This is a genomic window from Pseudomonas sp. RSB 5.4, assembly GCF_037126175.1.
Taxonomy (GTDB): domain Bacteria; phylum Pseudomonadota; class Gammaproteobacteria; order Pseudomonadales; family Pseudomonadaceae; genus Aquipseudomonas; species Aquipseudomonas fluorescens_H.
In genome coordinates this window covers 5,877,144-5,892,276 of record NZ_CP146986.1, presented here as the reverse complement: position 1 = coordinate 5,892,276, position 15,133 = coordinate 5,877,144, and the positions used below count along the sequence as shown (strand labels likewise).

Here is a 15,133-nt window from a genome sequence, read left to right as displayed (position 1 = left end):
CGGGTTACGCCTTCTTCTGGTGTTGAGCCAACGCAGCTTTCACGAAACCGCTGAACAGCGGGTGACCGTCACGTGGCGTCGAGGTGAACTCCGGGTGGAACTGGCAAGCGACGAACCATGGATGATCCGGTGCTTCAACCACTTCAACCAGCGCGGCATCAGCGGAGCGACCGGAGATTTTCAGGCCGGCTTCGATGATTTGTGGCAGCAGGTTGTTGTTCACTTCGTAGCGGTGACGGTGACGTTCAACGATCACGTCCTTGCCGTAGCAATCGTGCACCTTGGAGCCGGCTTCGAGCAGGCATTCCTGAGCGCCGAGGCGCATGGTACCGCCCAGATCGGACGCTTCGGTGCGTACTTCAACGGCGCCGGTGGCATCTTCCCACTCGGTGATCAGACCCACGACCGGATGGCCGCTGGCGCGATCGAACTCGGTGGAGTTGGCGTCTTTCCAGCCCAGCACGTTACGGGCGAACTCGATGACCGCCACTTGCATGCCCAGGCAGATACCGAGGTATGGAACCTTGTTTTCACGAGCGTACTGAACGGCGGTGATCTTGCCTTCCACGCCGCGCAGACCGAAGCCGCCCGGAACGAGGATCGCGTCGACACCTTCGAGCAGCGCAGTGCCCTGGTTCTCGATGTCTTCGGAATCGATGTAACGCAGGTTGACCTTGGTACGGTTGGTGATGCCGGCGTGACTCATCGCTTCGATCAGCGACTTGTAGGCGTCCAGCAGCTCCATGTACTTGCCGACCATCGCGATGGTGACTTCATGCTCTGGGTTGAGCTTGGCATCGACGACCTTTTCCCACTCGGACAGGTCGGCGCCATTGCATTGCAGGCCGAAACGCTCGACGACGAAATCGTCCAGCCCCTGAGCGTGCAGCACGGCCGGGATCTTGTAGATGGTGTCGACGTCTTCCAGGGAGATCACCGCACGCTCTTCAACGTTGGTGAACAGGGCGATCTTGCGACGCGACGACACATCCACCGGATGGTCGGAGCGGCAGATCAGCACGTCTGGCTGCAGGCCGATCGAACGCAGCTCTTTAACCGAGTGCTGGGTTGGCTTGGTTTTGGTCTCGCCAGCGGTAGCGATGTACGGAACCAGCGTCAGGTGCATCAGCATCGCGCGCTTGGAACCGACTTCCACACGCAGTTGACGGATGGCTTCGAGGAACGGTTGCGACTCGATGTCGCCAACGGTACCGCCGATTTCCACCAGGGCCACGTCGGCATCGCCGGCACCCTTGATGATGCGACGCTTGATTTCGTCGGTGATGTGCGGAATCACCTGGATGGTTGCACCCAGGTAGTCACCACGGCGCTCTTTGCGCAGCACGTGTTCGTAGACACGGCCGGTGGTGAAGTTGTTGTTCTGGGTCATGGTCGTGCGGATGAACCGCTCGTAGTGGCCCAGGTCCAGGTCGGTCTCGGCGCCGTCGTGGGTGACGAACACTTCACCGTGCTGGAACGGGCTCATGGTGCCCGGGTCGACGTTGATGTACGGATCCAGCTTAAGCATGGTGACCTTAAGCCCCCGCGCCTCCAGGATGGCCGCCAATGAAGCCGAGGCAATGCCTTTCCCCAATGAAGAAACAACACCGCCCGTGACGAATATGTAGCGCGTCATGAAAAACCCTAGAAGTCTGCGTTAAAGCGGTACGAGCCGCCGGGGAAAGCGAAGGAAGGCCGAAGCCCCCGATCACCTGCATTAATCACAGTGCACCTTTCAAAAAAACCGCCGCGTTGGGACAGACCGGCAGATGAAACACCGGTACGTTGCTCGCTACACATTTTTTGGAATCGCCCAGCAAAGACTGCTTGGTAATCGGCAACTCCTGCAATTCAGGCGAATCCACAGAAGTTGTATCAAGAAGGGAGCGTAGTCTACCGGAATGCCCCTTTCATCTCAAACCTTGATCTTCGTCTGTTGGCTGCCAATGCAATTTCCAGCCGTCCGGCCTCTGCCCGTCAAGGCCCGGCAGGTTCGCCACGGCGAGCAATTCTGCGCCGCGAAACAGCAGCGGCAATCTGCCACGGAGGAAGCCCGGCACCGCGCGCTCATTGAGCAGGCGCTTGAGATCGCGGTGGCCGCGCTCCGCCAGATGCATCACTTCGCCGCCCTGCCGATAGCCAATGCGCAGTGGCCCGACGGGAGCCTGCCCGCTGAACATGACACGCCCGTTACTCGCCAAGTGTAGGGTTGTCGACGGTTCAGGCCATTCGGCGCCGAGCGCTGGCGCGCGCAGCCAGTCGCCGCTCAGCCACCATAGCCGGCCGGCGCTGCGCTGCAGTTCGCCATCGGCCAGACGCCAGACCGGCGATGCATCACTGGCAGCGCCGCAGAGGTTGTCCCAACCCGACCAATGGTCGGTGTCAGGTAGCCGGGTCAGCGGTTCGAGCCAGTGACTGAGTGCATTGCGTTGACGAGCGGCAGATAAACGCGCCAGCGGCGCCAGTTCCAGCGACGGCAGGCCCAGCCATGCAAACTCGCTCGGCGTGGCGGCTTGTGCCAGATCGAGCTGCGCCAACTCATCGAGCAAACCTTGCGCCTCACGCAGATGCGCCGCACTGCGGGCCATGCTCGCCTGCGCCTGCGGCCAGCGCGCCGTGAGCAACGGCAGCACCTGATGGCGCAGATAGTTGCGCGAGAATTGCCGATCTTCGTTCGACGGGTCTTCGATCCAGCGCAGCTGATGGGCGCGGGCGTAAGCCTCAAGCTCGGAGCGCGTCACGTCGAGCAATGGGCGCAGCAGCGTGCCCTGCCCCAACGGGCGCTGCGCCGGCATCGCCGAAAGTCCGCGAACGCCGGCACCGCGCATCAAGCGAAACAACAGGGTTTCGGCCTGATCATCACGGTGCTGTCCGGTCAGCAGCACCTCATCCGCCTCGGTCAGCGAGGTGAACGCCGCATACCGCGCCTCCCGCGCTGCCCGCTCCAGACTGGCGCCGGGTTGCACCGTCACCCGCACCACTTGCAACGCGACGTCCAGTGCGTCGCAGACCGACTGACAATGCGCCGGCCACGCATCAGCCGCAACCTGAAGACCGTGGTGGATATGGATGGCGCTGAGCGCCGGCAAGGAGTGGCGTTGTGCGAGATGGGCCAGCAGATGCAGAAGGACGGTGGAATCCAGACCGCCGGAGAAAGCCACGCGCCAAGTCTTGGCATTGCGCCAAGCTGCAAGATTGCGCAGAAGCCGGGAAGGCAGATCACTCACGGACTGACCCATATCTTTCTCTTGGCCCAAATCAAATGTGGGAGCGGGCTTGCTCGCGAAGGCGTTTCAACATTCAACACATCTGTCGACTGTTATACCGCTTTCGCGAGCAAGCCCGCTCCCACATTGGGTATTGCGAGATGTCTTAGAGACCGTAGCTCATCAGACGATCGTAACGACGCTTGAGCAGCGCTTCGTTGTCGAACTTCTTCAGCATCGCCAGTTGCGAGCTCAGCTCGGCACGGATCGACGCAGCGGCAGCGGCCGGATCACGATGGGCGCCGCCCAGTGGTTCGCCGATCACCTTGTCGACGATACCCAGACCTTTCAGGCGCTCGGCGGTGATGCCCATGGCTTCAGCGGCATCCGGTGCTTTTTCAGCGGTTTTCCACAGAATCGAAGCACAACCTTCCGGCGAGATCACCGCGTAGGTCGAGTATTGCAGCATGTTCAGCTGATCGCAGACACCGATCGCCAATGCACCGCCGGAACCACCTTCACCGATAACGGTGGCGATGATCGGGGTCTTCAGGCGCGACATCACGCGCAGGTTCCAGGCGATGGCTTCGCTCTGGTTGCGCTCTTCAGCGTCGATCCCAGGGTAAGCACCCGGGGTGTCGATGAAGGTCAGGATCGGCATCTTGAAACGCTCGGCCATTTCCATCAGACGGCAGGCCTTGCGGTAGCCTTCCGGACGCGGCATGCCGAAGTTGCGGCGAACTTTCTCGCGCACTTCGCGGCCCTTCTGGTGGCCGATGATCATCACCGGCTGGTCTTCCAGACGTGCCACGCCGCCCACAATGGCGGCGTCGTCGGAGAAGTGACGGTCGCCGTGCAGTTCGTCGAACTCGGTGAAGATGTGCTCGATGTAGTCGAGGGTGTACGGGCGTTTCGGGTGACGCGCCAGGCGTGCGATCTGCCAGCTGGTCAGCTTGCCGAAGATGTCTTCGGTCAGCGTGCGGCTCTTGTCCTGCAGGCGGGAGATCTCATCGCCGATATTCAGCGAATTGTCATTACCGACCAAGCGCAACTCTTCGATCTTGGCTTGCAGGTCGGCGATCGGCTGTTCGAAATCTAGAAAATTCGGGTTCATAGGCGTCCGTCTTGGGTCGTGTCCCAAATGAGCTTGGGCCGGCCGGTTGTCTATTCGCGCCTACCTTAAGGGAGAGGCGCGCTGAGGTCGAGATTAAAAATTCAGGTTGCGGGCAAGCGCAATGATGGCACTTGCCGGTCAACGGTATTGGAGGAAGACGTTGTCTCGCCCGAACTGGTCACGCAGGGCTTGAATCAACGCATCCGCCGGGTCGATTCGCCAGGTCTCGCCAAACTGCAGCAAGGTCTTCGCATCGGGACTGGTGTACTCCATGGTGATCGGGCACGCCCCGCGGTGACGCTTGAGCAGTTCACCCAACCAGCGTAGCTGATCGCCTTTCAAGTCCTGAGTGTGCAGCTTCAGGCGCAGGCTCTCGGCCAGATTGGTGCGTGCATCTTCCATGCTCATCACCCGCTTGACCCGCAGACGCAAGCCGCCGGAGAAGTCATCGTTGCTGACTTCGCCTTCGACCACCACCATCGCGTCGGTCTGCAACAGCGACTGCGCGGAGTGGAACGCATCGGCGAACAGCGACGCTTCGATCCGTCCCGAACGGTCATCGAGGGTGATGAAGCCCATCTTGTCGCCCTTCTTGTTCTTCATCACCCGCAGGGCAATGATCATCCCGGCCACGGTTTGCGTGTCACGGGCCGGCTTCAGGTCGATGATGCGCTGCCGGGCGAAACGGCGAATCTCGCCCTCGTACTCGTCGATCGGGTGACCGGTGAGGTACAGGCCCAGCGTGTCTTTCTCACCCTTGAGGCGTTCCTTGAGGGTCAGTTCCTTGGCCTTGCGATGGGTCGCGTAAACGTCGGCATCTTCCTCGACGAACAGCCCGCCGAACAGGTCGGCGTGGCCACTGTCGTGGGTGCGTGCGGTCTGTTCGGCAGACTTGATCGCCTCTTCCATCGCCGCCAGCAGCACGGCGCGGTTGCGGTCGATGTTGGCCTGATAAGCCTTTTGCTCATCGTGGAAATAAGGCCCGAGACGATCCAGTGCGCCGCTACGGATCAAGCCGTCCAGCGTACGCTTGTTGATGCGCTTGAGGTCGACCCGGGCGCAGAAGTCGAACAGATCCTTGAACGGGCCGGCCTGACGCGCTTCGGTGATCGCTTCCACCGGGCCTTCGCCGACGCCTTTGATCGCGCCCAGGCCATAGACGATGCGGCCGTCGTCGTTCACCGTGAACTTGAACTCGGAAGTGTTCACGTCCGGCGCGTCGAGGCGCAGCTTCATCGTGCGCACTTCCTCGATCAAGGTCACGACCTTGTCGGTGTTGTGCATATCCGCCGAGAGTACCGCGGCCATGAACGGCGCCGGGTAGTGCGCCTTCAACCATGCGGTCTGGTACGACACCAGGCCATAGGCGGCGGAGTGGGATTTGTTGAAGCCGTAACCGGCGAATTTTTCCACCAGATCGAAAATGTTACCGGCCAGGTCGGCATCGATATTGTTGGTCGCGCAACCCTCAATGAAACCGCCACGTTGCTTGGCCATTTCCTCGGGCTTTTTCTTACCCATGGCTCGCCGCAGCATGTCCGCACCACCGAGGGTGTAACCGGCCATGACCTGAGCGATCTGCATCACCTGTTCCTGATACAGGATGATGCCGTAAGTCGGCGCCAATACCGGCTTGAGGCCTTCGTACTGGTAGTCCGAGTGCGGGTACGCCAGTTCGGCGCGACCGTGCTTACGGTTGATGAAGTCGTCCACCATGCCGGACTGCAGCGGGCCCGGACGGAACAGGGCCACCAGTGCGATCAAGTCTTCCAGGCAGTCGGGCTTGAGCTTTTTGATCAGCTCTTTCATGCCGCGCGATTCAAGCTGGAACACCGCGGTGGTTTCGGCTTTCTGCAACAGGCTGTACGTCGGCTTGTCGTCGAGCGGGATGAACGCGATGTCCAGCGGCTCTTCGCCGACCTTGGCGCGGTCGCGGTTGATCGTTTTCAGTGCCCAGTCGATGATCGTCAGGGTTCGCAGGCCGAGGAAGTCGAACTTCACCAGACCGGCCGCCTCCACGTCGTCCTTGTCGAACTGGGTTACCAGACCGTCACCGGCCTCGTCGCAATAGATCGGCGAGAAGTCAGTCAGCTTGGTCGGGGCGATTACCACACCACCGGCGTGCTTGCCGACGTTACGCACCACGCCCTCGAGCTTGCGCGCCATCTCCCAGATTTCCGCCGCTTCTTCATCGACCTTGATGAAGTCACGCAGGATCTCTTCCTGTTCGTAGGCTTTTTCCAGGGTCATGCCGACTTCGAACGGAATCATCTTCGACAGACGATCCGCCAGACCATAGGACTTGCCCTGCACCCGCGCCACGTCACGCACCACAGCCTTCGCGGCCATGGAACCGAAAGTGATGATCTGACTTACCGCGTTGCGACCGTACTTCTCGGCCACGTAGTCGATCACCCGGTCACGACCGTCCATGCAGAAGTCGACGTCGAAGTCGGGCATCGAGACCCGTTCCGGGTTAAGGAAACGTTCGAACAGCAGGTCGTATTCCAGCGGGTCGAGGTCAGTAATCTTCTGCACGTAAGCCACCAGAGAGCCGGCACCCGACCCCCGGCCAGGACCTACCGGCACGCCGTTGTTCTTGGCCCACTGGATAAAGTCCATCACGATCAGGAAGTAACCGGGGAAGCCCATCTGGATGATGATATCCAGCTCGAAATTCAAGCGATCAACGTAGACCTGACGCTTGGCTTCGTAGTCTTCGGTGGTGTCCTTGGGCAACAGCACCGCGAGGCGTTCTTCGAGACCTTCGAAGGACACCTTGCGGAAATATTCGTCGATGGTCATGCCATCGGGAATCGGGAAGTTGGGCAGGAAGTGCGTGCCCAGTTTCACTTCGATGTTGCAGCGCTTGGCGATTTCGACGGTGTTTTCGATGGCGTCGGGAATGTCGCTGAACAGCTCGGCCATTTCCTCGGCGCTTTTGAGGTATTGCTGATCGCTGTAATTCTTCGAACGCCGCGGATCGTCGAGCGCGCGGCCCTCGCCGATGCACACGCGGGTTTCGTGAGCGGCGAAGTCTTCCTGCTTGATGAAGCGCACATCGTTGGTCGCTACCAGCGGCGCGCCGAGCTTGTCGGCCAGGGCCACCGCACCGTGCAGTTGTTCTTCGTCGTTGGGACGGTTGGTGCGCTGGATTTCCAGATAGAAACGATCCGGGAACACCGCCATCCATTCACGCGCCAGCGCTTCGGCCTCGGCCGGGTTGCCGCCGATCAGCGCCATGCCGATCTCGCCTTCTTTGGCGGCGGACAACATGATCAGGCCTTCGTTGGCCTCGGCGACCCATTCGCGCTCGATGATGATCATGCCGTTACGCTGGCCCTCGATGAAGCCACGCGAGATCAGCTCGGTGAGATTGCGATAGCCCTTGGCGTTCATTACCAACAGGCTGATCCGGCTCAATGGCGCGTCCGGATCCTTGTTCGACAGCCACAGGTCGGCACCGCAGATCGGCTTGATGCCCGCGCCCATGGCGTTTTTATAGAATTTGACCAGGGAACACATGTTGTTCTGATCGGTGACTGCCACCGCCGGCATGTTCATGCCGGTCAGCGCCTTGACCAGTGGCTTGATCCGCACCAGCCCGTCGACCAGGGAGTATTCAGTGTGCAGGCGTAGATGAACGAATGAAGCCGGCATAGTGATCCTGTCCAGTTACATAGAGACAACAAGGCCCGGATTGTACCGGGCCTCGAACAAAACATCAGCCTTGCGCCTAAACCTGCGTCAGACCTTCCAGCGCCTCGTAAGCCTGACGCACCGGGGCGAACGAGCGCCGGTGAATCGGCGTCGGGCCAAGCCGCACCAACGCTTCCAGATGAACGGGCGTCGGATAGCCTTTATGACCGCCGATGCCGTAACCCGGGTAGATCAATTCGAACGCCGACATCTCCCGGTCGCGACTGACTTTGGCCAGAATCGATGCGGCGGCAATCGCCGGCACCTTGCTGTCGCCCTTCACCACCGCTTCGGCGCGCATCGGCAGTTTCGGGCAGCGGTTACCGTCGATCATCGCCAGTTTCGGCTGAATATGCAGCCCGGCCACCGCACGCTGCATGGCGAGCATGGTCGCGTGCAGGATGTTCAGCTCGTCGATTTCTTCGACTTCGGCGCGGGCGATGCACCAGCTCAGGGATTTCTCGATGATCTCGTCGTAAAGCTTCTCGCGCCGGGCTTCGGTGAGTTTCTTCGAGTCGTTGAGACCGAGAATCGGCCGGTTCGGATCGAGAATCACCGCCGCCGTCACCACTGCCCCGCACAACGGGCCGCGACCGACCTCGTCGACACCGGCCACCAGTTCTTCGACTTCGGCGACCAGAGTGAAATCCAGGCCCATCTGCATCGTCTTGCTCATTGTTTCTGACCGATCAGGTTGAGGACGGCATCCGCCGCCTGATTGGAAGCGTCCAGCCGCAAGGTGCGGTGGATCTCGTCGAAGCCACGGGTCTGTTCTTCGCCGCCTTCGATCAGCGGCGCCAGGGTCTGCGCCAATGCCTCGACTGTCGCATCATCCTGCAACAATTCCGGTACAAGCAGACGCTGGGCCAGCAGGTTCGGCAGCGACACGTAGGGGCTCTTGACCATGCGCTTGAGAATCCAGAAGGTCAGCGGCGCCAGGCGATAAGCAACGACCATTGGCCGCTTGTACAGCAAGGCTTCAAGTGTCGCCGTGCCGGAGGCGATCAACACCGCGTTGCACGCCGCCAGGGCCAGATGCGATTTGCCGTCGAGCAGGGTTACCGGCAAGTCGCGGCCAACCAGCAACTCTTCGAGCTGAGCGCGGCGCTCGGCATTCGCGCACGGGATGACGAAGCGCAACTCCGGGCGCATGGCCCGCAGACGCTCGGCCGTATCCAGGAACAGCGCACCGAGACGACCGACTTCACCACCGCGACTGCCGGGCATCAACGCCACCAGCGGTCCGTCGGGCAAGCCGAGTTCGGCACGCGCTGCGGCGCGATCGGCCTGCAGCGGAATGGTATCGGCCAGCGTGTGACCGACGAACCGCACCGGCACGCCTTTCTCTTCGTAGAATTTTGCTTCGAACGGCAACAAGGTGAGCATCAGATCGCAACCTTCGCGAATCTTCAGCACACGCTTCTGGCGCCACGCCCACACCGAAGGGCTGACGTAATGCACGGTCTTGATCCCGGCCTGACGCAGCTTGAGCTCGATGTTGAGGTTGAAATCGGGAGCGTCGATGCCGATGAACACATCCGGTTTCTCGGCAATCAATGTGGCGATCAGGTCCTTGCGGCGCTTGAGCAACTCGCGCAGCCGCCCAAGGACTTCCACCAGCCCCATGACCGACAGACGCTCCATAGGGAAATAAGACGTCAGGCCCTCGGCCTGCATCAACGGACCGCCGACACCGATGAACTCGACTGCCGGGTGTTGAGCCTTGAGGGCGCGCATGAGCCCGGCGCCCAAAATATCACCGGAAGCCTCTCCCGCCACCAGCGCAATACGCAGACTGGCCATGATCAGCGGGTGATGCCGCGAGTCGACGACTGGATCGAGTCACGAAACACCGCGACTTCCGGGAACTGCGCAGCAGGTTCGGCCAACTCGGCCAGCGCTTGCTCCACGGTCAGGCCCTGGCGATACACCGTTTTATAGGCGCGGCGCAGCGCATGAATCGCGTCTTCGCTGAAACCACGGCGGCGCATGCCTTCGAAGTTCATGCTGCGTGCTTCGGCCGGGTTGCCGAACACAGTCACGAACGCCGGAACGTCCTTGCCGATGGCAGTGCCCATGCCGGAAAAGCTGTGAGCGCCGATGTGGCAGTACTGATGCACCAGGGTGAACCCGGAAAGGATCGCCCAATCGTCGACATGTACATGCCCGGCCAAAGCCGTGTTGTTGACCAGAATGCAGTGGTTACCGATGACGCTGTCATGTCCGATGTGGGCATAGGCCATGATCAGGTTGTGATCGCCAAGGGTGGTTTCCGAACGATCCTGAACGGTGCCACGGTGAATCGTCACGCCTTCGCGAATGACGTTGTGATCACCGATCACCAGACGGGTTTCTTCACCCTTGTACTTCAGGTCGGGAGTGTCCTCACCGACCGAGGAAAACTGGTAGATGCGATTGTGCTTGCCGATGCGGGTCGGGCCTTTGAGGACCACGTGCGGCCCGATCACAGTACCCTCGCCGATTTCCACACCTGCGCCGATGATCGACCACGGGCCGACCTCGACGCCGTCAGCCAGAACGGCCGACGGATCGATGATTGCGCGAGGGTCAATCAAACTCATAGCTTGCGTTCCGCACAGATGATTTCAGCCGAGCAGACCGGTTTGCCGTCGACCGAAGCCTGGCATTCGAATTTCCAGATCTGACGCTTGCAGCTGATGAACTTGGCTTCAAGGATCAATTGATCGCCCGGCAGCACTGGCTGACGGAAACGCAGCTTGTCGGAACCGACGAAGTAGTAAAGGGTGCCATCGGCCGGTTTCACGTCGAGCATTTTGAAACCGAGGATCCCGGCAGCCTGGGCCATCGCCTCGATGATCAGCACGCCTGGCATGATTGGATGCGCAGGGAAGTGACCATTGAAGAATGGCTCATTGATGCTGACATTCTTGTAGGCGCGAATGCGCTTGCCTTCAGTGTCCAGTTCCACCACCCGGTCCACCAGCAGGAACGGGTAACGGTGAGGCAGGTATTCGCGAATCTCGTTGATGTCCATCATTTCGGGGGGAAGCCTATGTAAAGATTGGGAGCGCGACTGACGCGCACTCCTCTAGCAAATCAAGGAGGCAGTCTAGAGGCTGTGCACACTTGATATGGAAATGGTATCAGCCATCAGATGAAGCATTACTGCCGGGGGTCACTTCCCCAACGCGCTTTTCCAACTGCTTCAAACGTCGCGCGATGTCATCGAGCTGACGGATGCGGGCCGCGCTTTTGCGCCATTCGGCCGCCGGCTGCATGGCTGTGCCGGAAGAATAGGCGCCTGGCTCGGTAATCGAGTGGGTCACCATGGTCATCCCGGTCAGGAAAACGTTGTCGCAAATATCGATGTGCCCCACCAGGCCGACGCCACCGGCGAGCATGCAGTGCTTGCCGATCTTGGTGCTGCCGGAGATACCGACACACGCGGCCATGGCGGTGTGATCACCGACCTGGACGTTGTGCGCAATCTGGATCTGGTTGTCGAGTTTCACGCCGTTGCCGATCACGGTATCCGCCAGCGCGCCACGGTCGATGGCGGTGTTCACACCGATCTCGACATCGTCACCGATGGTCACGCCGCCGATCTGGGCGATCTTCTGCCAGACACCTTTCTCATTGGCAAAACCGAAGCCTTCACCACCGAGCACGGCGCCGGACTGGATCACCACCCGCTTGCCGATGCGCACGTCGTGGTACAGCGTCACCCGCGGAGCGAGCCAGCCGCCCTCACCGATTTCACTGCGGGCACCAATGACGCAATGGGCGCCCAGGGTGACCTGTGCACCGATGCGCGCACCGGCCTCGATCACCACGAACGGGCCGATGCTGGCGCTTGGATCAACCACCGCATCCGGCGCAATCACCGCCGTGGGATGAACACCCGCGGTGGCTTTCGGTTTGGGATCGAACAGGTGAGAGATACGCGCATAAGCCAGGTAAGGATCCGGCACCACCAGCGCATTGCCGGCAAAACCTTCGACATCGGCTTCCTTGAGCAACAGCGCAGCCGCCTGGGAACTTGCCAGGTATTTGCGATATTGAGGATTTGCCAGAAAGCTCAACTGAGCTGGGCCAGCCTCCTGCAAGGTGGCTAGCCCAGTAATTTGCGTCTCGGGGTCGCCACGCAGGGTGGCGCCGAGGAACTCGGCCAACTGGCCGAGCTTGATAGTCACGGTCATGGGTTACTTCAGCTGATTCATGCGCTCGATAACCTGGCGCGTGATGTCGTACTGCGGTTTGACATCGATGACTGCGCCACGCTCGAACACCAGGTCAAAACCACCTTTCTTGATGACTTCTTCCACTGCGCTATCCAGTTTCGGCTTCAGTTGCTTGAGCATTTCGCGGTCGGCAACTGCCTTGGCTTCGTTCAGCTCCTTGGACTGGAACTGGAAGTCACGGGCCTTTTGCTTGAATTCAAGCTCCAGACGCTCACGCTCGCCCTGCTGCATCTTGTCGCCACCGGCCATCAGGCGATCCTGAATGCCCTTGGCGCTGCTTTCCAGCGTCTTGAGCTTGGTCAGTTGCGGACCGAACTTCTTCTCGGCATCCACGGCGTACTTCTTGGCCGCGTCGGATTCCAGCAGTGCCATCTGATAGTTCAGCACGGCGATTTTCATGTCGGCGAACGCCGGGCCTGCCACCAGTACGGAGGCCAGGAGAACCAATTGAGTCAACTTACGCACGATGCACTCCTACAAAATCCATTGTCGTTGTCTTGGGTCAGACGCTTAGAACGTCTGGCCGAGGGAGAATTGGAACACTTGAGTTTCAGCGTTATCCGGTTTCTTGACCGGCATCGCCAGAGCAAAACTCAGAGGACCCAGTGCGGTGACCCAGGTCACACCCACACCAACGGAACTGGCCATGTTGGTCAGGCTGATGTCATTGCACTTGGTGTTGGACTTCGAACCGTCGGCGTTCACAGTATCTTTGCACTGCGAGTCAAACACGTTACCCACATCCCAGAATACCGAGGTACGCAGGGAGCGCTGATCCTTGACGAATGGCAGCGGGAACAGAACTTCCACACCGCCCTGGATCAGGACGTTACCACCGAACGGCAGCGGATCCTGGTCCGGGTCTGCCAGCGTCCCCGGGTTGGTACCCTTACTCGGAGTACTGCGTGGGCCGAGGGTACTGTCCTTGAAGCCGCGAACCGAGTTGAAACCACCAGCATAGTAGTTTTCATAGAAAGGCAAGCCATCGGTCGAACCGTAACCGTCGCCATAACCCAGTTCGGTGTGCAGACGCAGGGTGTAGTTCTCGGTAATCGGCTGGAACAACTGGCCACGGTAGTCGAGCTTGTAGAACGACAGGTCACTGCCTGGAATGGTGGTTTCCAGGGTCAGGCTCTGCGAGCGACCACGGGTCGGCAACACGCCTTTGTTCAGGGTCGATTCGGACCAGCCGGCCGACGCCTTGAAGTTCAGGTACTGATCGCCTTCCTTTTTAACGAAGTCGAAAATCTCGTCGACGGTGTAGGTACCGGTTTTGATCTTGTCCTGCTGCGCGGACAGACCGAAGGTCAGACGCGAAGTTTCACTGATCGGGTAGCCAACGTTGACGCCTGCACCCAGGCTGTCTACCGCATAGCTCGCTACGTCGACGTCGAGGTCTTTGTAGTCGGTGGTGCGATAGAACGCGTTATAACCCAGGCTCACGCCGTCGGCGGTCCAGTAGGGGTCAACGTAGCCGAAGTTGTAGCGGCTCTGGTATTCGCTGCGGGTCAGGCCCACGCTCACACGGTTACCGGTACCCAGGAAGTTGTTCTGGGTAATCGAGCCGCCGAGGATCAGACCGGCGCTCTGGGCGAAACCGACGCTGGCGGTGATCGAGCCGGAGGCTTGTTCTTCAACGGCGTAGTTCACGTCAACCTGGTCGTCGACACCCGGAACAGCCGGTGTCTCGACGTTCACTTCCTTAAAGAAGCCCAGACGCTCAAGACGGGTCTTGGACTGGTCGATCAGGTAGGTCGAAGCCCAGCCACCTTCCATCTGACGCATTTCGCGACGCAGCACTTCGTCCTCGGACTTGGTGTTGCCACGGAAGTTGATGCGGTTGACGTAGGCGCGCTTGCCCGGATCGACGGCGAACAGGATGTCCACGGTGTGATCGTCGTCATGCGGCTGAGGTATGCCGTTGACGTTGGCGAAGGTGTAACCCTCGTTACCCAGACGGCGCGTGATCAGTTCGGAGGTGGTGGTCATCAGCTTGCGCGAGAACACCTGGCCTTTCTGCACCAGCAACAAGGACTTGACCTGGTCTTCAGGCACCTTCAGGTCACCGCTGAGCTTGACGTCACGAACGGTGTACTTCTCGCCTTCAGTGATGTTGACGGTGATGTAGACGTGTTTCTTGTCCGGGGTGATGGACACCTGGGTCGAAGCGATATCCATGTTGATATAGCCGCGGTCCAGGTAGTAGGAACGCAGACGCTCCAGGTCACCGGAGAGTTTTTCACGGGCGTACTTGTCGTCGTTCTTGAAGAACGACAGCCAGTTGGTGGTTTTCAGCTCGAACAGGTCGATCAGGTCGTCGTCAGGGAAAACCGTGTTGCCCACCACGTTGATGTGCTGGATGGCAGCCACAGTGCCTTCGTTGATCTTCACTTTCAGGGCTACGCGGTTACGCGGCTGCGAGACCACTTCGGTATCAACCGTGGCCGAATAGCGGCCCTGCGCAACGTACTGGCGCTGCAGCTCGTTACGCACACCTTCGAGGGTGGCGCGCTGGAAGATCTCGCCTTCCGAGAGTCCGGACTGCTTGAGGCCTTTCATCAGGTCTTCGGTAGAGATCGCCTTGTTACCTTCGATCTCGATACTCGCGACCGACGGACGTTCGACGACCGTGATCACCAGAACGTTGCCTTCGCGGCCCAGCTGGATATCTTGAAAGAAACCGGTTTTGAACAACGCACGAGTGGATTCCACCAGGCGACGATCATCCGCCTGCTCGCCGACGTTCAACGGCAAGGCACCAAAGACGCTACCCGCGGAGACCCGCTGGAGGCCATTGACGCGAATATCAGAGATAGTGAAGGACTCGGCGTGAACTTCGGCGATCATCAATACGGTGAGAACCGCAGTTAGCAGCAGACGTTTCATGAAGT

11 protein-coding genes are annotated in these 15,133 nt (G+C 60.0%); all 11 read right to left on the bottom strand.

Features of this window, described 5'->3' with window-relative positions; genetic code table 11:
- Positions 1–4: 4 nt before the first annotated feature.
- The 11 genes from V9L13_RS26460 to bamA all read right to left on the bottom strand — a co-directional run bounded on the left by V9L13_RS26460 (position 5) and on the right by bamA (position 15,128).
- Positions 5–1,636 (bottom strand): CTP synthase, encoded by a 1,632-nt coding sequence (locus V9L13_RS26460; protein WP_003222153.1) that lies wholly within the window; start codon positions 1,634–1,636, stop codon positions 5–7.
- A 274-nt stretch (positions 1,637–1,910) separates the two neighbouring features.
- Entirely contained in the window at positions 1,911–3,239 is a 1,329-nt protein-coding gene (gene tilS / locus V9L13_RS26455; protein ID WP_338800931.1) for a tRNA lysidine(34) synthetase TilS, read from the bottom strand.
- A 133-nt stretch (positions 3,240–3,372) separates the two neighbouring features.
- A complete protein-coding gene (locus V9L13_RS26450) occupies positions 3,373–4,320 on the bottom strand; it encodes an acetyl-CoA carboxylase carboxyltransferase subunit alpha (RefSeq protein ID WP_064586192.1) in 948 nt (315 codons plus the stop codon).
- Positions 4,321–4,458: 138 nt separating this feature from the next.
- Positions 4,459–7,980 (bottom strand): DNA polymerase III subunit alpha, encoded by a 3,522-nt coding sequence (dnaE, locus tag V9L13_RS26445; protein ID WP_003222149.1) that lies wholly within the window; start codon positions 7,978–7,980, stop codon positions 4,459–4,461.
- Positions 7,981–8,056: 76 nt separating this feature from the next.
- A complete protein-coding gene (gene rnhB / locus V9L13_RS26440; RefSeq protein WP_003222148.1) occupies positions 8,057–8,683 on the bottom strand; it encodes a ribonuclease HII in 627 nt (208 codons plus the stop codon).
- A gap of 8 nt (positions 8,684–8,691) precedes the next feature.
- Positions 8,692–9,825: a lipid-A-disaccharide synthase gene (gene lpxB, locus V9L13_RS26435; protein ID WP_338802905.1), complete on the bottom strand. Its 1,134-nt coding sequence runs from the start codon at positions 9,823–9,825 to the stop codon at positions 8,692–8,694.
- The gene (gene lpxA / locus V9L13_RS26430; RefSeq protein ID WP_103486496.1) at positions 9,825–10,601 is read right to left on the bottom strand and encodes an acyl-ACP--UDP-N-acetylglucosamine O-acyltransferase; all 777 of its coding nucleotides are present in this window, start codon (positions 10,599–10,601) and stop codon (positions 9,825–9,827) included. Before lpxA ends, lpxB begins: the two co-directional genes overlap by 1 nt.
- On the bottom strand, positions 10,598–11,038 hold the full coding sequence (gene fabZ / locus V9L13_RS26425; RefSeq protein ID WP_003222142.1) for a 3-hydroxyacyl-ACP dehydratase FabZ: 441 nt from the start codon (positions 11,036–11,038) through the stop codon (positions 10,598–10,600). The genes lpxA and fabZ overlap by 4 nt, the downstream gene beginning before the upstream one ends.
- 106 nt (positions 11,039–11,144) lie before the next feature.
- Positions 11,145–12,200 (bottom strand): UDP-3-O-(3-hydroxymyristoyl)glucosamine N-acyltransferase, encoded by a 1,056-nt coding sequence (gene lpxD / locus V9L13_RS26420; RefSeq protein WP_045122314.1) that lies wholly within the window; start codon positions 12,198–12,200, stop codon positions 11,145–11,147.
- Positions 12,201–12,203: 3 nt separating this feature from the next.
- Positions 12,204–12,707: an OmpH family outer membrane protein gene (locus V9L13_RS26415; protein ID WP_003222140.1), complete on the bottom strand. Its 504-nt coding sequence runs from the start codon at positions 12,705–12,707 to the stop codon at positions 12,204–12,206.
- Positions 12,708–12,752: 45 nt separating this feature from the next.
- Positions 12,753–15,128: an outer membrane protein assembly factor BamA gene (bamA, locus tag V9L13_RS26410; RefSeq protein ID WP_262142718.1), complete on the bottom strand. Its 2,376-nt coding sequence runs from the start codon at positions 15,126–15,128 to the stop codon at positions 12,753–12,755.
- Between the last annotated feature and the right edge of the window lie 5 nt (positions 15,129–15,133).